Source organism: Sinomicrobium oceani, from assembly GCF_900119185.1.
Classification (GTDB): domain Bacteria; phylum Bacteroidota; class Bacteroidia; order Flavobacteriales; family Flavobacteriaceae; genus Sinomicrobium; species Sinomicrobium oceani.
The window spans coordinates 182,442-200,768 of the sequence record NZ_FPJE01000007.1; the positions used below are offsets into that span (position 1 = coordinate 182,442).

The window sequence follows — 18,327 nt, forward strand, 5'->3', positions numbered from 1 at the left end:
CGGATCACATCCGATAGATCCAGTCTTCCGGGTTTAAACGGTTGGTATCGCGGTACAGGAAGAACTTGAGTTCGGTTTTACCGCTGGACGGACTGGTAAAGATCTCCCCAAGTGGTGTTTTGGCGGTAACCTTCTGTCCTTTTTTTACGTAGATCCTTCCCAGGTTATAGTACGTGGTAATATAGTTACCGTGTCGCAACTGTACCGCCTTATTGGCTCCCGGAACTGCAATGATGGCAGAGACTTCCCCGTCAAAGACCGCACGGGCCTTTTCGCCCTCCTGAGTGGCGATAAGCACCCCGTTATTGAAATTCTTAACGGCAGGATAAACCGGGTCCGAATATTCGCCGTAGCCTTTGCTTTTCACCCCTTTTTCCACGGGCCATATCAGCTTGCCTTTGTTGGCTGCAAAATTATTCGCAATCACCTTGGCTTCCGGGGTCAGGGCAAACGTAGCATTATTGGTACTTTTCCCGGCCTTTTTGTTGGACTCCACAATAGCTTCCCGTATCAGTTTTTCGATCTGCCGGTCTATGGCCTGTGTTTCCTTTCGTTTCTGCGTGATCTGCGAATTGTACTGCGACTCCTTTTTGCGGATACTGGCTATGAGGGACTGTTGCTCCCGTCTTTCCTTCTCCAGGGCGGCCTGCTCTTTTTTATTCTCGGAAATCAACGTTTCCTTTTCCTTGCGCTGCACGATCAGCTCCTTATTCAGGTTTTGAAGCTCCAGGGTTTTTGCTTCTATAGACTCTCCCTGTTGCTTTCTGTAATCGGCATACTGCTTCATATACTGCAACCTTTTATAGGCCTGGAAAAAGTTTTCGGATGAAAGCAGAAACATCACCCGGTTTTGCCGGGAACGACTTTTGTAGGTCTGCCGTATGGTCTCGGCATAATCTTCTTTAAGATCTTCGAGTTCCTTACGCAGATCGCCAATCTTTTTCATGTTGTTGTTCACCTGGCGATTGAGCAGATTCGCCTGGCGGTTAGTTACCTGTATAAGTTCCTGCCTTACCCTGATCTTCTGGTTGAGGTCTTCTACTTCGGTAACCACATTCTGCCGTTCCTTTTGCTGGGTGGACAGCAGGCTGTTGATCTGTTTTATTTCCTGTTGTAACCGCGCACGCCTGGCTTCCAGTTCTTTCTGTTCCCTGGTTTGGGCGTGTGCCGTACCAAGGGTAAGAAAAATGATCAGCAGTAAAAAAATACGTTCTTTCATGATCCGGCCTACTGTTTTGCGCATCGTATGCTACCTGGCATCCTCCAGTGTTAATTCTTTATATCCCCTGGGAACGCTGTAAGGGAAACTGAGATCCCTGTTAAACTCCACGTTCCTGTATCTTATATCTATATTCGTCTCCCGGCTTCCCTCCTGCACCGATATCCCGATCTCATCCGGAAACACCTCTTTATCTACCAGCTGGTACGACTTATATTCGATCCGGAGCATCCTGCCTTTTGCCGGGTCGGAAAGCATTTGCCCGGCCATCCTGAAATTAGCGGGTTCCACACGGAAAAGCACTTTCAGCAAAGCCATGCTTTCCGTCGGTTTCAGTTCGTAACTATTCGCTACGACACGGCTCGTATACGCGCTTCCGTTAAGATCATAAATAGCTCCCCCGAGCAGCAGGTTCTGTACTTTTTCAAAATCGAGTTCTGTACCGAGTACCGAACTCAGATAAGAAAAATCACCATCAAAATAGGTATTGTCGAGCTTATTGTAAAAACTCACCCGCTCCGGGGTGATGTACACCTTGGCCATGTTCATGGTTGCCGCCAGCCAGATCGCCTTATCTTTTTCCATCCGGAAACTGAGATTTACCCCTTGCGACATGTCACCGTTATCATAATCTACCTTCATACGCCCGACAACCGTTTTAAACTCCGGGGCATTCCTGTAGTGTCTTTTAATCACCTGTTTTGCGGACAGGCCCGGAGATGCTTCTCCTTCCGCTATCGTCTTTGTACTTTTACACGATTGTAATGCAAAGAACAGCACTACGGGTAACCATCCGAATATTTTTAGCTTCTGCTTCATTTCGCTCTGCTTGTTTCTCCTGTCCATACCAGGTTAGGTTCAGTCCTTAATTTTTCCGGCATACTCCCCGGCTTTCCGGTGATCTCCCATGCCATTATACGCAATAACGAATTCCCGGTAAATATTGTTTTCCAGCGCTTTGTCGTCTATCAGGTAGTCCAGGGCTTCCTGCAGGGAAGCAATCGCCTCTTTATACCGTTTCATCCGGTTCAGGGCATAACCACGATGGTAGTACAATCCCGGTTGGGAGGGATAAATCTCCAGGGCTTCCGTAGCACTTTCGAGCACTTCGGGATGATTGCGTTGCTGACGGGCATTTTCTATATTCCTGTAAATCCCTTCAAGATCTCCGGCACCTTCCGTCGAAGGGTCATTCTTTTCATCCTCTCCGGTGTTACCGAACGCTGCGGACTCGCCGGGGCTCATTCTGCTCTCTATCCATAGCTTCTGTTGCTCCCGCTCTCCCGAACTGCCCAAACGGGCGTCGAGCTCTTCGATGAGCTCAAGAGCCTCTTCGTATCGTCTGCTATCGATATATATCCGAACGAGGTTCTCTTTGTACGTACTGTTGGATTCCGCCAGTTTCAGGGCCACCGCAATGGCTTTATCCGTTTCTCCGCGCGATTCGTACACTCCGAAAAGGGCATCGAGATACCACAGTTCCGGCTTTTTTTCTACCGCCGCAAGTAAACTGGCCTCGGCCTTGTCATACGCCTTAAGTTCCTTGTAGTTGCGACCCAGCTCATAGTCGACCACATCATTGTCCGGTTCCAGTTTTTTACACTTCAGCAGCTCGTCTACCGCCTTGTCGTAATTCTCTATCCCTTTTTGCTTCAGGGCCTCAAAAAAGTGTTCCTGGAATTCATCGGAATACGACTCCGTAGCCATATCGGCATTTTCCACAGGAATAACAGGCTCCTGTGCCAGGCATACCTGCCCGAGAAACCACCCGGAAATAACCACTATGGCACTTTTTGTTCTCACATCTCAAATTTATGGATTCCCCGGAACTGTACCAGCACTTTGGCACTTATTTATTCCAGGACCGAATAATCTCCGATGCTCACACTGGTAAATGAACCGTCGAACCTGGCATGATTACCGATCATGGCATTGTCCAGATCTGCATTTTTGATGATCGCCCTGGTTTGCACCAGGCTGTTCCTGATCACCGTATTTTCCACAAAGCATCCGTCTCCCAGGGACACATAAGGGCCGACCTTTGTATTCTTCAGCACCACATTTTCGCCGATATAACAAGGGGGGATGATCTCCGAATTCTCCAGGGTCACCGTATCGGAAACCAGGTTTTTACCGTCTTCATGCAGAAAACCCAGCATTCTGGCATTGGTATCTACGGTTACTTCCTTGTTTCCGCAATCCATCCACTCATCGACCTTACCGGGCACAAACTTCATGCCTTTTTCCATCATGCCCTTGATACCGTCATTGATCTGGTATTCTCCTCCATGAATGATATTTTCGTCGAGTACGCGCTGTAATTCTGTCTTCAGCACACCGCCCTCTTTAAAATAATAGATACCGATCACGGCCAGGTCGGAGACAAATGCGGCTGGTTTTTCGACCAGGCCTGCAATTTCCCGCTTTTCACCGAGCTCTACTACACCATAGGCCTGCGGGTTATCTACCTGCTTTACCCAGATCACGCTGTCTGCGCTTTCATCGAGCGTAAAATCGGCTTTAAAAAGAGTATCTGCATAGGCAATGACGCAGGGCCCGGAGAGGGAGTCTGCCGCGCACATGATGGCGTGGCCGGTTCCCAGCGGTTTGTCCTGGTAATATATGGTTCCCCGGGCTCCGAGGTTATCGGCTATCCCCAACAGGGTTTTCTCTATTTCACGGCCAAAATCATCTTTGATAATAAAAGCCACCTCTTCTACCTCCTGTTTCAGGACACCGGCGATATCTTCTACCAGCCGTTGTACGATGGGTTTCCCCGCAATAGGTATCAGTGGTTTGGGCACCGTAAGGGTGTGCGGACGCAGGCGCGATCCGCGGCCAGCCATGGGTACGATTATTTTCATGTGTGTGGTGTTTTTCAAAAAGGGAATATACTGATCGGCTCCCTGTGGGTCCAAAAAATATAGTCCCGGTATTTATGATATCATTCGTTCGTATAGTGTTTTGTGCTGTGCAATATTCCGGGGCCTGTTACCTGACCCCCGTACTCCCGAAACCTCCTTCGCCCCGGATCGTTTCGGAAAGGCTTTCTACGGTCTCCCATCCGGCCCTCTCGTGTTTTGCGATAACCAATTGTGCAATACGCTCCCCGTCTTCCACTACAAAATCGGTGTCGGACAAATTTACGAGTATCACCCCGATCTCCCCGCGGTAATCCGCATCTATGGTACCCGGAGCGTTAAGAACGGTTACTCCCTTTTTGGCGGCCAGACCGCTACGCGGACGTACCTGGGCCTCGAACCCTACGGGCAATTCGATAAACAGCCCTGTTTTTACTATAGCCCTTTGCAGGGGTTTCAACACTACAGGTTCCGTAAGGTCAGCCCTGAGATCCATGCCTGCCGAAGCAACAGTTTCATAGTTAGGTAACGCATGTTTGGACCTGTTCATTATTTTTATTGTCATTTTTTTGTGTTTTTTTTATTTAAAAGTATGCCGTCCTAACGATTTTCCGGCCCCCTGCCCCAACCGTGCAGGTATCTTATCGCTTCAGAAACACCCTGCTGAGTTCTTTCCGTTCCAGGTAGAACACCATGGCCAAAAATATTAAAAGTAACACACTACCTATAAGGATGTTACTATCCAGTACATAGAAAGAAACAAAGGAGAAAAGAACAGAAACCGAAAGGTATGCTCCTATCTTTTTAAGGTCATAGGGTACGGGATAATGTTTTTGCCCCAGAAAATAAGACAGTACCATCATACTGCCGTAAGCGGCCAGCGTGGTGATCGCCGCTCCTTTATAGCCTATGGCAGGAATCAGTATAAAATTGAGCACCAGGGTGATCACCGCCCCGGTTACCGATATATAAGCCCCGTACCGGGTTTTATCCGTAATCTTATACCATACCGAAAGGTTGTGATAAATACCCAGGCACAGGTTGCCCAGAATAATCATCGGCACGACACTGAGAGCTTCCCAATAGGAAGGGTTGCGGATGAGCAAGACCTTCAGCACATCTATATACACCATAACCCCGAGCAATATACATGCTCCGAAGATCACGAAGTACTGGGTAACCAATGCATAGGTTTCGGGGGCATTCTTGTGCTTGGCATAACTAAAGAAAAAAGGTTCTACCCCGAGGCGGAATGCCGTGGCATACAGCGTCATAAACGTAGCGATCTTAATACAAGCTGCATATTCCCCCACTTCGCCTTTGGCGATATCATCGGGCAACAGGAAGTCGAGCAGCAAACGGTCGAAAACTTCGTTGACCGTGTAGGCAAGCCCGGCGATCAGTACCGGCCAGGCATACCGCATCATCCTTTTCCACAGCGCCTTGTCGAAATGCCACCGGATATGACGGAATCCGGGGACCAGGACCAGGAAAGTCAGCCCGCTGGCCACCAGGTTGGAAATAAAAATATAAGCGATCTCAAAGTCCCGTATGTAAAGACGGTCCCATAGCCCGCCTTCTTCTTCTGCGGCAAGCCGGGGTAATAACACCAGGAAAAAGACATTAAGCCCGAGGTTAACGGCCACATTACCGATCTTGATATACGTGTAAACCAACGGTTTTTGTATGGCGCGAAGCCTCGCAAAGGGAATGATGGCAAAAGCGTCCAGCGCCAGTATCCATATCGTATAGACGATATACCGGGTATCGATATCGGCCCATTGTGCCAACGTATCCCGCATGGACAGCGCAGCAAACAAAAAGACCAGGGTAGTCAGGATAATAGATGTAAATGAAGTGCTGGTTACCTTCTCCTTATCTTCCTCCGCATTGAAAAAACGAAAAAAAGCAGTCTCCATACCGTAAGCGAGGATCACATTAAATAGCGCTATCCAGGAGTACACAATACTCAGTTCGCCATATTCTTCTTTGGGCAGAATATCAGTATAGAGGGGCACCAGGATAAAATTGAGCATCCTGGGCAGAACGGTAGCCAGTCCGTAAATAAATGTATGCTTGAAAAGTCTTTGAAGTGCACCCAACAGTTCACCGGATTTCTGGAGGATAAAAGTATGGAAAAGTACTGAAAATCCCTAACAAACCGTTTTTTATAACACTCCGTACTTCTTCTGCAAAGCAGGAATCACCTTCGGTCCCCGTTAATTTCTTCCCGGGTTGACCACCGTTTTTTCCTCGGTGATCCCGGAAACCTTGAAATACCGGGTTTTCCCCCTGGCGACATAGCTTACCACAGCTTCGTCATCCTCCAGCTCAAAAGGCGATGGCCCGGGCAACTCAGGCGGGCGGTTTCCCACTTCTTTTTTCGGGTCGGCATGCATAATGATATCCTGTTTCGGTTTATGGACAAACCAGCCGATGTACACCAGGTAATTTCCGCGCTGCACTTTCTCCAGCTTTGCCCCTTTCCCCCGATAGTACACACTATCCAGCAAGACATCACTTTCTGAGGTCACCGGGATAAAGATGGTCGTTCCGGAACCCGGCTTTGCCCCGTTGCGCCAGTTTTCCGTAACCACATTACCCAGTTCGAGCCCTTCCGGACGGGCCGTAACCTGTTTTCGCGAGCCCGCACAGCTCAACAGGACCGACATCAGGAGCAGTCCCGAACATCTGTATACGAATCTTTTCATAAGCCTTATATTTAAAATGGTCATCCCGATACCGGGAAAATCCCTGCTTTTATAATTCTTTGACAAATTTAATGCCAGTCTTATCATTGTTCCCCCGGTTCCGCCGGACAACGTCATAAAAAAACCCGCAGGAACAGGTCCTGCGGGTCTTATACATGTATTTTTTATCAAGCTTCCGGAAATCTCCGGACTTGTGCTTAACCGTTCAATGCTTCCGCTCCACCTACGATTTCCAATATTTCATTGGTAATAGCGGCCTGACGGGCCTTGTTATAGGTAAGTTTCAACTGATCTCTCAGTTCTTTGGCGTTGTCGGTAGCCTTGTGCATTGCCGTCATCCGGGCCCCGTGCTCGGAGGCAAATGAATCGCGAATAGCTTTGTAAAGCTGTGTTTTCAGCGACTTGGGGATCAATGTTTCGACGATCTCCTCCCTGGACGGCTCAAAAATATAATCGGAAGCCGGTTCTTTCTCTTCTGCTACGGGAACGATAGGCAAAAACTGTTCGGTCCTCACTTCCTGCGTAGCGGCGTTTTTGAAGTGATTGTACAACAATACAATCTTATCGTAAGCACCGTCGACATACAAAGACATCAATCGTTCTGCGATATCCGATACATGGTCGAAAGTAAGATCATCAAAAATCTCGTTATGATTTTCAATCACCGCACCTGATTTCCGAAGTACATCATCACCTTTTTTACCGATGGTCATAAAATCCACCTGCTTACCGGTGAAGGTTGTCGCAGCTACCTGCCTGGCCTCTTTGATCACATTGGTATTAAAAGCTCCGCAAAGTCCACGGTTGGAAGTAATAACCACAGCAAGCACTTTTTTCACCTCACGCTGCGCTGCATAAGCACTGCCGGAGTCTCCTTCGAGTGAAGCGCTGAGCCCCTGCAGCAACTCCGTGAGTTTCTCTGCATAAGGCCGCATGGCTGTGATGGCATCCTGCGCTTTTTTCAACTTTGCAGCAGACACCATTTTCATGGCGCTGGTAATCTGCATCGTAGAGGATACCGACACTATTCTTCCGCGTATTTCTTTTAAGTTTGCCATATTTTTAATTCGCTAATTCGGCCGTATGTCCATCGAAGCGTTTATCATCGACGTGACAGCCCGGCTAATTATCCCGTTAGTTGTACTTCCCTGAAAGCTCCTTAGCCACTGAAGTCAGTGTATCCGTAACTTCATCGGTAAGTTTTCCCTGCTTTAACAGATCCAGGATGTTCCTGTGTTTGGCATTCAGGTATTCCAGGTAATCTTTCTCGAATTCTTTCACCTTGTCTACCGGTACGTTTCTCAGGAGGTTTTTAGACCCTGCATAGATAATGGCTACCTGATCTTCTACCGTAAACGGATCGTTCTGTGCCTGTTTCAGGATCTCCACGTTTCTCCTCCCTTTCTCAATAACGCTGAGTGTAGCGGCATCAAGGTCGGAACCGAACTTGGCGAATGCTTCGAGTTCGCGGAATTGTGCCTGGTCGAGTTTCAGCGTACCGGCCACTTTTTTCATGGACTTGATCTGTGCCGAACCTCCGACACGGGATACGGAGATCCCCACGTTGATCGCAGGACGAACACCGGAGTTGAACAGGTCGGACTCCAGGAATATCTGTCCGTCGGTAATCGAAATCACGTTGGTCGGGATGTAAGCGGAAACGTCTCCTGCCTGTGTTTCGATGATCGGGAGTGCCGTAAGCGATCCTCCTCCTTTAACCACGGGTTTCAGGGATTCCGGAAGGTCGTTCATATCTTTTGCGATACTGTCATCCGCGATAACCTTTGCAGCACGCTCCAGCAATCTGGAGTGCAGGAAGAATACGTCCCCGGGGTACGCCTCACGTCCCGGCGGACGACGAAGCAACAGGGAAACCTCACGATATGCAACGGCCTGCTTGGAAAGATCATCATAGATAATCAGTGCCGGTCTTCCGGTATCCCGGAAGTACTCCCCGATAGCAGCCCCTGCAAAAGGAGCATACACCTGCATAGGAGCAGGGTCGGAAGCGTTTGCCGCAACGATAGTGGTATATGCCAGAGCGCCTTTGTCTTCGAGCGTCTTGGCAATGGCAGCAACGGTAGAGGCTTTTTGTCCTACCGCTACATATATACAGTACACGGGTTGTCCCGCGTCATAAAATTCTTTCTGATTGAGGATGGTATCGATACAAACCGTTGTTTTACCGGTCTGACGGTCGCCGATAACAAGCTCCCGCTGCCCACGTCCTACGGGGATCATGGCATCTATAGCTTTTACACCCGTCTGCAACGGCTCATTTACCGGCTGACGGAAGATTACTCCGGGGGCTTTACGCTCCAGGGGCATCTCATAAAGTTCTCCCTGGATACCTCCTTTTCCGTCGATAGGGTTACCGAGGGTATCCACGACACGACCTACAATTCCCTCACCAACATTGATAGAAGCGATCCTTTGCGTACGTTTTACGGTCGCACCTTCACGGATCTCTTTAGAAGGGCCCAACAATACTACCCCTACGTTATCTTCTTCAAGGTTAAGTACAATACCTTCCAGGCCGGACTCAAACTCCACTAATTCCCCATACTGGGCATTAGAAAGTCCGTAAACCCTTGCGATACCGTCTCCAACCTGCAGGACCGTTCCCACTTCATCCAGAGAAGCTCCCGCTTCAAACCCGGATAACTGCTTCTTTAATATTGCTGATACTTCAGCCGGATTAACTTCTGCCATCTTTATTCTTGGTGTTTAGCGACCGGACACCGGGCCTGCAGGTAAGCAGGGAATATCCAGCCTCATTTTTAATTGTACTATATTCTAATTAATTATAGGAAAACTTTCTCTTCAAATCATTGAACCTGTTGGCGAGGCTTGCATTGTACTGCAAATCACCGATACGGAGTATAAATCCTCCGATGATGCTTTCGTCAACGATATTCTTCAACGTCGCATCCTTACCGGTCAGTTCTTTTACTTTTTGCAAAACTCCTGCCTTCAGACGATCTGTCAGCGGCACTGCCGTAGTTACTACGGCGAGTTGCTTTCCGTGACGCTCGTCATAAAGCACTACATACTGCCGCGCTACTTCACCCAGCAGGTTTATTCTGTTGTTTTCGGCCAGCACACTGATCAGGTCTGACGAAATTTTATGGACGGATGCAAATATTTCCTGTAGGGCAGCCTTTTTGACTTCTGCTTTTACCACCGGGCTTTTAAGCACAAGCTGAAGGTCCCTGCTTTGGGATACCGTATTTTTCACCAGCTCCATATCCGCGTACACGGTTTTTACCGCATCCTGTTCTCTGGCCAGTGCCAGGACGGCTTTCGCATAACGTATTGCTGCTCTCGTTCCTGCCATGGTCGATTAGTTTAACGTAGTATCTACTTCCCCGAGCATATTTCCTACCAGCTCCAGTTGTTTGTCTTTATCGGAGAACTCCTGCTTCACCACTTTTTCGGCGATCTCTACGGAAAGGCTTGCCACCTGGTTTTTCAACTCGGCGAGGGCCGCTCTTTTTTCTCCTTCGATTGCCGCTTTGGCCTGGGCAATGATCTTACTCCCCTGCTCCTGGGCTTCTTCCTTGGCATCGGCTATGATCTTCTCTTTCATTTCACGGGCCTCTTTGAGCAGGCTGTCGCGCTCCGCACGTGCTTCTTTGAGAATACGCTCGTTATCTGCTTTCAGGTTCTGCATTTCCTTACGGGCTTCTTCAGCTGCCGCAAGTGCATCATTAATGGAGGTCTCCCGGCTCTTTACAGCCCCGAGGATCGGCTTCCACGCATATTTGCGCAATAATACCAGCAGGATAACAAATACCAGTACCGTCCAAAATATCAAACTTTCAGGATGCGTAATATTCATTTTCTATATATAATTTAAGTCCTTCCGTACAAATAAACAAAAAACCACCCCGTAACCAACCGTTACGGAGTGTGTTTCTTTACATTAACCTTTCATCAGTGCAACAACTACTGCAAACAGGGCAACACCTTCGATAAGGGCTGCAGCAATAATCATAGCAGTCTGAATTTTTGAAGCCGCTTCGGGTTGACGCGCAATAGCGTCCATCGCAGATCCACCGATCTTTCCGATACCAATACCTGCAGCAATCGCAGCCAATCCGGCTCCTATTCCAGCTAAAATCATAGTTAAAAATTTTATATAGTTACTCAATTAAACTCTAAACAAAAACTCCGCTCCTAATGGTGATCTTCTACAGCCTGACCAATAAACAGGGCAGAAAGCAACGTGAACACATAGGCCTGTAAAGCGGCTACCAGCAACTCCAGCACAAACATAAACAACGCAAAGGCGATGGACACGGGCGCTACGGCGGCAGTCTTAAAAATAAATATCAGTGAAAAAAGACTCAGGATCACGATATGCCCTGCCGTAATGTTGGCAAAAAGACGCACCATCAACGCAAAAGGCTTGGTAAACATCCCCAGCACTTCCACGGGGATCATGATCAGGAGTAAGGGTTTCGGTACTCCCGGCGTGGCAAATATATGCCCCCAGTACTGCTTGTTCCCGCTAAACGTGGTAATCAGGAACGTAATGACAGCCAGTACGCCCGTAAACACGATATCATTGGTCAGGGTCCCGGAAAACGGGAAGAACGGGATCAGTCCGAAAAGGTTACCCAACCAGATCAGGAAAAATACGGTCAGCAGGTATGGCATATACCGCTCGTATTTCTTCTTCCCGATATTGGGTATGGCAATCTCGTTGCGCACAAAGAGAATAAGCGGCTCCATAAAACCGGCCAGCCCCCTGGGTGCACCCTGGTGTTTTTTGTAAGACCGGGCTACGGGTATAAATATAAGCAGCATGAGTGCCGCAGCTAAAAACAAGGTAAAAACGTTTTTCGTAATCGAAAAATTCAACGGCCTGTCATTGGCCGGATGATGCTCCGCATCAAAATCGAGAGCGCCGTTTGCCCCGGCATAGTAAATCTCATCGTGATAGCGCACAAACTTCATTCCCTTTTTGTCTACGACGACCTCCCCGGCCTCATCGTGATGAAACTCGGAAGACATAAAGGTCACCAGCCCGTTGTCCGTCCAGAGGATCACCGGAAGCGGGAGGGACAAATTGCCCGCGATGTGGAAATCATGCGAATCACTGATGTGGTGCATAATCACCTCGGTAGGATCAAAGGCCTCCTCCGAACCATCCTCGGAATGGTTATTGTGATGTTCCTGGGAAAACACTGATATGGAGAACAACAGTGTTAAAAAAGCTATAAATTTGACAGATTCTCGTGCTATCGACATATCTTTATTTCTAAAAAATACTGGTCTCGAAATTTTGGCGCAAAGGTAGAAATTTAATTAACAATTCCCTGTTTATAAATAAAGATTTTTTGGGATTTTTCAATTCTGCGCTTCCTGAACGAATTTTACCACATAATAAACTTCGATCGTTAAAAAAATAAAATACGGAATAAAGAATGCCAGTACATCCCCGACAAAGCTACCTTCCCGATCGATCAGCGGCCATAAAAAAACCACCGAAGCCATCATTCTCAGGAAACTACATCCCATAAAAGCATATCCTGTTTTATCCGGTGAAATGTTCTTAACATACAGCAAGAACAGGTAGATGAGAAAACTCACTGCAAAATGAAAGACATAGATCGCTATGGTAGAAAGTTGAAAATCATAACCGGTAATAACCCTGGTAATCACGGCATATTGCAGCGCACAAAGTGCCACCGTGAGGGGTAAAAGCAATTTTAAAAAAGCGACGATGTGATCTTTCATCAAGGTTACGGCATTGGATACAGCCTGCAAATATAGAAGAATCTTCCGTTTTCGGGTTCGGATTAAAAAAGTCCTTTCCGTCCCACTGCCTGCAAAGACAGGAAAGAACCCGGTCATCGTGTTGGTTCACGCCCTCCCGGAGGAGCACTACGCTGTTTTGCCGGCCTTCTGAGGTTCGGCATTTTTACCGAGCGGTTTCAGCTCACCGCCTTTCATGTTACAACTTGCGTTGAAAGCAGCTCCCGGCTCTACGGATAAACGGGATACGACCACGTCTCCTTCGATAACCGCAGAGGATTTTAACGACAATTGTTCGGCTACGGTCAGGTCTCCGGTAAATTTACCTTCGATATCGGCATTCACACATTCTATTTTTCCTTTGATAAAGCCGTCTTTTCCGATCACGATACGTCCGGAGGATTTGACATTTCCCTCCACTTTGCCATCGATACGGATATCGGCTTCGGAGACAATATCACCGGTAATACGGGTATTCTTTTCAATACGGTTTGCCTGCGGAAAAGTTTCGGTAATGACTTTTCCCTTTCTGGATTCTGAAAACATTCTGGGGTACGTTTATGATTATAATTAAAGTATTTACGGTTTCTGCACCCCTTTACTCCGGAACGCTTCTACATTCTTATGCACCTGGACGGTCCTGTAATCGGGGCTCAAAATAAGGAAATTTTCCACGTCTATTTTACATTCTTCATCATGATTGACCAGTTCCCGGAATGCTTTCGCATCGTTATCGTTCTTCAGGCCGTGTACCACTACAAAAACAGTATCTTCATCATATACGTCGCGGGACACTTCTATAGTTTTGTAATACGGATATTTCAGGGCGAAAAACTCCATATTCTCCACCAGTTCCCGCATTTTCACTTCGGCTTGCTTACGCATCGGAAAGATGAGCTTCCAGCGTCCCTTTTCGGCCTGCTCTCCTGCAAACATGGCTTTTTCCAGGGCCACGGTTTCGTCGAGCCTTTTCTGCGCCTCCCGGCCCACCTCATCATTGGGATAATTCAGGGCAATGGTATTGAGTTCTTTTTTAAAGCGGTCCAGTCCGTACAACCTTCCGAGACTGGTGGCCCTGAGCATTTCCATCTTGGGGATGATCTCCTCGCCGTTGTGTTGCTTTATATACCGCTCCGACTCCCGGACCACAGCTTCGTATTGCTGGGCTTCGAACCTGCGGTACAGCGTTGCAAAATACACTTCCGGATCGTCTGCTTCCCCGGCGAGTACGGCTTCCGGATTTTCGAGGATCTCCGCATACCGCGATCCGGGGTGGTTTTTTATAATATCTGCCTTCACCGATGCCATCTTTTCCGACCCTACAGTTTCATACAGGCGAAAAAGGTGATACTTGGCCGGCAGCACGAGCTTTTCTTCCGGATCGCTGTCCAGCAGGGTTTCCAGTTTGGTTATGGCCAGCGGATATTCCCCGAATTTTTCTTTGTAAATGAGTCCGAGCTGATAATTGGCAAAATCGCGATCCACCTTCAGGCTGTCCAGGATTTCCGCGTCCAGGGGCAGGCGGTCGAGATAAAAATTCACATCATATCTCTCGTCCGGTGTCATCGCCACCTGTTCCTGTGCTCCTCGCGCAACGTCGTCCTGCCGTGGCATCGTTCCTTTATCGGACAGTCTCCAGTTATCCCCGAGCTCCCGTTCTCCCCATATCCTCCGGAAAGACGTTTTTCCGTGCCCCAGGGTGATCGGGTTATAAAAATAGAATTTGCCGCCTTCGGCCTGCTGCCCTACAGCATTGCCCGGACTGGCAAAAGGATCGTAGTTTCCCTGCGCTTCCGCTCTTTCCTCCGCCGCTTTCAATCGCTCATCTTCCGCGCGGATCTCTTCGATATAGGCTTCGAAATACGCTACCCGCTCCGCTTCCGGGAGTGCGGCAAGGCGCAGTATGCTGTCATTTACATGCACGATGTCTTCATAACGAATAACATCCTCGAGATTGTCCAGCTTTTTCCGGATCGCCCTGATCTTCCGGCGATCGTCCTTCAGCTGGGTCAGGGTACTGTCGTAATAGGCTCCTGCATTTTTGTATTCGTTCCGGTCGAAATTGATCTCGGCAAGCTCTTCATAGCACATGGCCTTTAATCTCCAATCGCCCTGGCTGGCGCTCAGGGATTTATTGAGATACGTTTCGGCAAGGCCTATGGAATCGGCCTCTTGGTGAAAACCGGCGATATAGTGGTATATTTTATCCAGGAAAGGGCGGTTTTCCCTGTTTTTTTCCATTTCCGCCAGAAATTCCAGACGTTCCTCACGTTCCAGACTGTCGGCAGGTTGGGTATTTCGCATTTGCTGTAATTGCGCATTAATCCGATAGGATCTCGAGGTTTTCCGCTTCAGGGCCACCACCTTGTCGTAAGCTGCATTCGCACTGTCTTTATGGTCCATCCTGTCATACAGTTGCCCTATGATATAGTAGTACCTGCCGCGTTCTTCATTGATCCTGGTGACGGCAGCGGCTATTTTGAGTTTACGGATGGCACTGTCCGGGTACTGCAGGTTCATATAAGCCTGGGCCATGGCAGCGCTGGCATCGGCATACTCCTGGTCTTTAAGCTCGGTACCATACACAAAATCCTTCAGGTTTTCGAGGGCGAGTTCTTCGCTTTCGAGCCGGATGTTGGTCTTCTCCCTCCAGATCCTGGCCTGGTGATACTTATCGCTGTCCGGATACTTATCCAGTACATAATTGAACGCCTCCATCGCCGGGATAAACCGCTGATCGTAGTACCTGCCGATACCGAGCAGGAGGTATGCCTCATCCATTTGCGGATTGCGTTCCCTGCCGCGGATATTCATACCGTGTTTCTGAATGGCCTTTGCAGCCTTCTCTTCGGCCCTTTCAAAACTGGGATTTTTGGCTCCGCCGGAGAGCGCTTTCTCCTCCACGACCTCCATACGTTCTACCGGAAGCACCTCCCAGAAATTGTCGGTGTAGGTTTCTATAAGCCCTTCCCGGCCTTCTTCAAGGGCATTCTTACCGTTGTAAAGAATGTTGTTCCTGGCGGTAAGGGCGTGAAAATTCCGATTGAGAAAGGCATCCTTTTTAGTCGAGCATCCTGCGGCAAATACCAGAGACGCGACCACCGTCAGGCGGACTAAGCAGGATATGTTAACGAAGGGCTTCAAATCTCAAATTGTTTTTCTTTCCTACCCGGTATAAGCGTTCTGCCGTATCCGGAATCCGGCTGACAGCCGGCATACCTCCCCGGGGTTTAGTCAGGTAAAAATACATTTCTTTTTCGATCTGAGTAAAAATTGTATGCTTTTATTGTACTTCCCTGTCCGTACGGATCATCAGCCTGCAAAAATCCCCTCCAGTTCTCTCAGGGTCTCCGGAGTGGTCTGCATATCCCTGATCACTTCTCCTTTATCGAGCACGACGATGCGCTTACACACCTCGGTAACATGTATGAGATCGTGACTGGAGATCAGCACGGTCACCCCGTTATCTTCCGCAAGTTCACGTACGATCTCTTTCAGGCGTATCTGGGTAGTCGGATCGAGATTGGCAAAGGGTTCGTCCAGGATGACGACCTTCGGGTTTCCTATAAGTGCGGCAATAATCCCCACTTTTTTCTGATTCCCTTTGGACAGATCGCGCAGATACTTGTTTTTCCGCAGGATCTCCCCGTTAAAAAAGGTTTCGTATTTCTGCAGGAACACTTCCACATCGGCACGGTTCCATCCGCGAAGTTCCCCGGTAAAATAGAAATACTCTTCGGGCGTGAGGTATCCTATTAAAAAGCTCTCGTCGATAAAAGCCGAGGTAAAAGGCTTCCAGGCTTCACTCTTATTGACCATGATATCATGGTTGGCAATATAGCCCGAGGTGGGCCGGATCAGGTCGAGCAGGAGGCTGAAAAACGTAGTTTTCCCCGCACCGTTATTTCCCACGAGCCCGAGGCTCTGCCCGGAAGGGATCTCCAGTTCTTCTATGTAAAGCACGGTGGTTTCCCCGTATGTTTTTGTCAGATCGCTTACCGTTATCATCTGTTGTATTTTTTATCTGTTGTTTTGCATTGTTGTTTTGCATTGTTGTTTTGCATTGTTGTTTCCGGGGGTTAGGATTCTCTTTGCTTAAACCCGTTTATCGCTACGTACTTTCGCTTTTTATACAGCTTCGCCATAGCGTTGAGCATGGGCTCCCTGAGCATGATCCCCGTTATCCCGAGCAGGGCAAGGGCCGAAGAGGCTGCATCGAAAGACACGAACTGCCGGACGATAAGCCACAGGATCACCGGAAACACGATCAGCGGCAGGATCACGACAAACTGTGCCGCTCCTGTCCCCTGGTAATTCAGGAAAGGGCTTTTGTCGAGTTCTACCCGTTTTTTGTTGTACGCTCCCGCATACAGCAATACCGGGATATTCACCCCTATGTTATAGAGTGCACAAGCGGTATTGAGCACCAGGATCTCCCACCCGAAATATACATAAGGAACACTCAGCAGGTACAAGACCACCACGCTGAACCCCATAAGTCCGTACTTGGAGGCCAGGTATTTTTTCAGCGGAATGTTCTGAGCCATCATCATCCCGTAATAAGGGCTGTCCCATGAAGGAATAAACTGTCCGAAGTTGATCATAAAAGCGCCCGAGATAAATATACCTACAAAGACATACCACACCGGCGTATCCCTGTAGGCGGGATTGGTATAGCACATCAATCCGTAAGCCAGGAAAAAAAGGGAAAGCCACACCGTACTTTTCGGGCGTTTGTTCCGCCAGATCAGTTTCAGGTCGAGTTGCAGGAACGGGGCGATATCGCCAAACTTCCGCACCCATCCCATATCGGCAGTGCTACCCTGCACACCTTTGCGCCCGATCGAAGCATCCAGGTAAAAATGTTTTTTGAGCGTCGCATAATTCACCATATACAATAACACCGGCAACAGTAATAGCACGCACAGCAGTACGGGGTATGCCGTGACCGCCCCGAGCAGGCTTCCGAAAAGCGCACTTAAGGGCAAGACCTCAAAATACTCGCACAAGGCCAGGGCCAGGACGACAAGCAGGAAAGGAAAAAATGTTTTCATAGTTCCGGCAAGCTTCTTCTTCAACAGGAAATTCAGGAAATTCACCGAGAGTACCAGGCCGCATACAGCAACGATCCAGACGAACATAACCCGGGGCTCATACCCGCCTTTAGCGGCACCGTATATGGCAAAAGGTATGGCAACCAGTAACGGGAACAGGTTGAACAGGGAAAAAACACTTTTCAGCAAAAGGTAATGTATGGCCTTGCCTTTCTTTACCGGGAGCAACAGCAGGGGCCTGATATCCATAACCGGAAGGGTCTGTATAAAAAACCGGCACACCAGTTCGGCAGCAATCCAGTACAGCACCAGGCTGTTTGCTGTGGAAAGCTGGTCTTCCCCCGGATACAGTTCGGTAAGCACGGGATACAGCGCAATTCCCAACAACAGGAACGATCCCATAAAATACAAGGCCAGAAAGCCCATAAAAATCCGGACGCCCAGATCCTTTCCCAGGCTGGCCGAACGAAAAAACGACTTCCATTGCAAGGTTATAAAGTGTTTTATCATGCTCTTCATCGGTTTTCGATACATAAGTAGCGCCAACCCCGTTTTTGTTACACCAACCCTGATCTTTCGGGCAAACAGCTACCGGAGGTAAGCGTATATACTGTTGATTTTCAAAAAACAGCCTGCCTAAGGTACTAAAAGAAAAACTAATGTCGCTTTTGACCAGGGCAATTCCTCCCTGCCGATACCGGTTTCCGGGGAAAACACTT

At 48.5% G+C, this 18,327-nt stretch carries 18 protein-coding genes; all 18 read right to left on the minus strand.

Annotated features, from left to right (window positions below):
• Positions 1-4: 4 nt before the first annotated feature.
• The 18 genes from BT112_RS08225 to BT112_RS08310 all read right to left on the minus strand — a co-directional run bounded on the left by BT112_RS08225 (position 5) and on the right by BT112_RS08310 (position 18,118).
• The gene (locus BT112_RS08225) at positions 5-1,219 is read right to left on the minus strand and encodes a murein hydrolase activator EnvC family protein (RefSeq protein ID WP_072316879.1); all 1,215 of its coding nucleotides are present in this window, start codon (positions 1,217-1,219) and stop codon (positions 5-7) included.
• A gap of 30 nt (positions 1,220-1,249) precedes the next feature.
• Positions 1,250-2,065 (minus strand): lipoprotein insertase outer membrane protein LolB1, encoded by an 816-nt coding sequence (locus BT112_RS08230; RefSeq protein WP_245777000.1) that lies wholly within the window; start codon positions 2,063-2,065, stop codon positions 1,250-1,252.
• A 12-nt stretch (positions 2,066-2,077) separates the two neighbouring features.
• A complete protein-coding gene (locus BT112_RS08235; protein ID WP_139276065.1) occupies positions 2,078-3,022 on the minus strand; it encodes a tetratricopeptide repeat protein in 945 nt (314 codons plus the stop codon).
• A 50-nt stretch (positions 3,023-3,072) separates the two neighbouring features.
• A complete protein-coding gene (locus BT112_RS08240) occupies positions 3,073-4,083 on the minus strand; it encodes a sugar phosphate nucleotidyltransferase (protein WP_072316881.1) in 1,011 nt (336 codons plus the stop codon).
• Positions 4,084-4,210: 127 nt separating this feature from the next.
• Complete coding sequence (gene dut / locus BT112_RS08245; protein WP_072316882.1) at positions 4,211-4,645, minus strand: dUTP diphosphatase; 435 nt, start codon at positions 4,643-4,645, stop codon at positions 4,211-4,213.
• Between the two features lie 76 nt (positions 4,646-4,721).
• Entirely contained in the window at positions 4,722-6,182 is a 1,461-nt protein-coding gene (locus tag BT112_RS08250) for an oligosaccharide flippase family protein (protein WP_072316883.1), read from the minus strand.
• A gap of 117 nt (positions 6,183-6,299) precedes the next feature.
• A complete protein-coding gene (locus BT112_RS08255) occupies positions 6,300-6,791 on the minus strand; it encodes a hypothetical protein (protein ID WP_072316929.1) in 492 nt (163 codons plus the stop codon).
• A gap of 197 nt (positions 6,792-6,988) precedes the next feature.
• Positions 6,989-7,849 carry an ATP synthase F1 subunit gamma gene (atpG, locus tag BT112_RS08260; protein ID WP_072316884.1) on the minus strand — a complete coding sequence of 287 codons (861 nt, stop codon included), beginning with the start codon at positions 7,847-7,849 and terminating at the stop codon, positions 6,989-6,991.
• 76 nt (positions 7,850-7,925) lie between these two features.
• Positions 7,926-9,503, minus strand: coding sequence for a F0F1 ATP synthase subunit alpha (gene atpA / locus BT112_RS08265; RefSeq protein ID WP_072316885.1), 1,578 nt, complete (start codon positions 9,501-9,503; stop codon positions 7,926-7,928).
• Between the two features lie 88 nt (positions 9,504-9,591).
• Complete coding sequence (gene atpH, locus BT112_RS08270) at positions 9,592-10,128, minus strand: ATP synthase F1 subunit delta (protein ID WP_072316886.1); 537 nt, start codon at positions 10,126-10,128, stop codon at positions 9,592-9,594.
• 6 nt (positions 10,129-10,134) lie between these two features.
• Positions 10,135-10,632, minus strand: coding sequence for a F0F1 ATP synthase subunit B (locus tag BT112_RS08275; protein ID WP_072316887.1), 498 nt, complete (start codon positions 10,630-10,632; stop codon positions 10,135-10,137).
• Between the two features lie 84 nt (positions 10,633-10,716).
• Entirely contained in the window at positions 10,717-10,917 is a 201-nt protein-coding gene (gene atpE / locus BT112_RS08280; protein ID WP_072316888.1) for an ATP synthase F0 subunit C, read from the minus strand.
• Positions 10,918-10,970: 53 nt separating this feature from the next.
• Positions 10,971-12,047 (minus strand): F0F1 ATP synthase subunit A, encoded by a 1,077-nt coding sequence (gene atpB / locus BT112_RS08285; protein ID WP_072316889.1) that lies wholly within the window; start codon positions 12,045-12,047, stop codon positions 10,971-10,973.
• Positions 12,048-12,146: 99 nt separating this feature from the next.
• The gene (locus tag BT112_RS08290; RefSeq protein ID WP_072316930.1) at positions 12,147-12,536 is read right to left on the minus strand and encodes a hypothetical protein; all 390 of its coding nucleotides are present in this window, start codon (positions 12,534-12,536) and stop codon (positions 12,147-12,149) included.
• A gap of 147 nt (positions 12,537-12,683) precedes the next feature.
• A complete protein-coding gene (locus tag BT112_RS08295) occupies positions 12,684-13,100 on the minus strand; it encodes a bactofilin family protein (RefSeq protein ID WP_072316890.1) in 417 nt (138 codons plus the stop codon).
• A 33-nt stretch (positions 13,101-13,133) separates the two neighbouring features.
• On the minus strand, positions 13,134-15,698 hold the full coding sequence (gene porW, locus BT112_RS08300) for a type IX secretion system periplasmic lipoprotein PorW/SprE (RefSeq protein WP_245777001.1): 2,565 nt from the start codon (positions 15,696-15,698) through the stop codon (positions 13,134-13,136).
• 168 nt (positions 15,699-15,866) lie between these two features.
• Positions 15,867-16,562 carry an ABC transporter ATP-binding protein gene (locus BT112_RS08305; protein ID WP_072316891.1) on the minus strand — a complete coding sequence of 232 codons (696 nt, stop codon included), beginning with the start codon at positions 16,560-16,562 and terminating at the stop codon, positions 15,867-15,869.
• A 71-nt stretch (positions 16,563-16,633) separates the two neighbouring features.
• Positions 16,634-18,118 carry a DUF5687 family protein gene (locus BT112_RS08310; protein WP_072316892.1) on the minus strand — a complete coding sequence of 495 codons (1,485 nt, stop codon included), beginning with the start codon at positions 18,116-18,118 and terminating at the stop codon, positions 16,634-16,636.
• Positions 18,119-18,327: the final 209 nt, after the last annotated feature.

Excerpts from the sequence above, each read along its gene's own strand:
- BT112_RS08225 (WP_072316879.1), bottom strand. The coding sequence starts at position 1,219 with ATGAAAGAACGTATTTTTTTACTGCTGATCATTTTTCTTACCCTTGGT.
- BT112_RS08230 (WP_245777000.1), bottom strand. The coding sequence starts at position 2,065 with ATGGACAGGAGAAACAAGCAGAGCGAAATGAAGCAGAAGCTAAAAATA.
- BT112_RS08240 (WP_072316881.1), bottom strand. The coding sequence starts at position 4,083 with ATGAAAATAATCGTACCCATGGCTGGCCGCGGATCGCGCCTGCGTCCG.
- dut (WP_072316882.1), bottom strand. The coding sequence starts at position 4,645 with ATGACAATAAAAATAATGAACAGGTCCAAACATGCGTTACCTAACTAT.
- BT112_RS08255 (WP_072316929.1), bottom strand. The coding sequence starts at position 6,791 with ATGAAAAGATTCGTATACAGATGTTCGGGACTGCTCCTGATGTCGGTC.
- atpG (WP_072316884.1), bottom strand. The coding sequence starts at position 7,849 with ATGGCAAACTTAAAAGAAATACGCGGAAGAATAGTGTCGGTATCCTCT.
- atpA (WP_072316885.1), bottom strand. The coding sequence starts at position 9,503 with ATGGCAGAAGTTAATCCGGCTGAAGTATCAGCAATATTAAAGAAGCAG.
- atpH (WP_072316886.1), bottom strand. The coding sequence starts at position 10,128 with ATGGCAGGAACGAGAGCAGCAATACGTTATGCGAAAGCCGTCCTGGCA.
- BT112_RS08275 (WP_072316887.1), bottom strand. The coding sequence starts at position 10,632 with ATGAATATTACGCATCCTGAAAGTTTGATATTTTGGACGGTACTGGTA.
- atpE (WP_072316888.1), bottom strand. The coding sequence starts at position 10,917 with ATGATTTTAGCTGGAATAGGAGCCGGATTGGCTGCGATTGCTGCAGGT.
- atpB (WP_072316889.1), bottom strand. The coding sequence starts at position 12,047 with ATGTCGATAGCACGAGAATCTGTCAAATTTATAGCTTTTTTAACACTG.
- BT112_RS08290 (WP_072316930.1), bottom strand. The coding sequence starts at position 12,536 with ATGAAAGATCACATCGTCGCTTTTTTAAAATTGCTTTTACCCCTCACG.
- BT112_RS08295 (WP_072316890.1), bottom strand. The coding sequence starts at position 13,100 with ATGTTTTCAGAATCCAGAAAGGGAAAAGTCATTACCGAAACTTTTCCG.
- BT112_RS08305 (WP_072316891.1), bottom strand. The coding sequence starts at position 16,562 with ATGATAACGGTAAGCGATCTGACAAAAACATACGGGGAAACCACCGTG.
- BT112_RS08310 (WP_072316892.1), bottom strand. The coding sequence starts at position 18,118 with ATGATAAAACACTTTATAACCTTGCAATGGAAGTCGTTTTTTCGTTCG.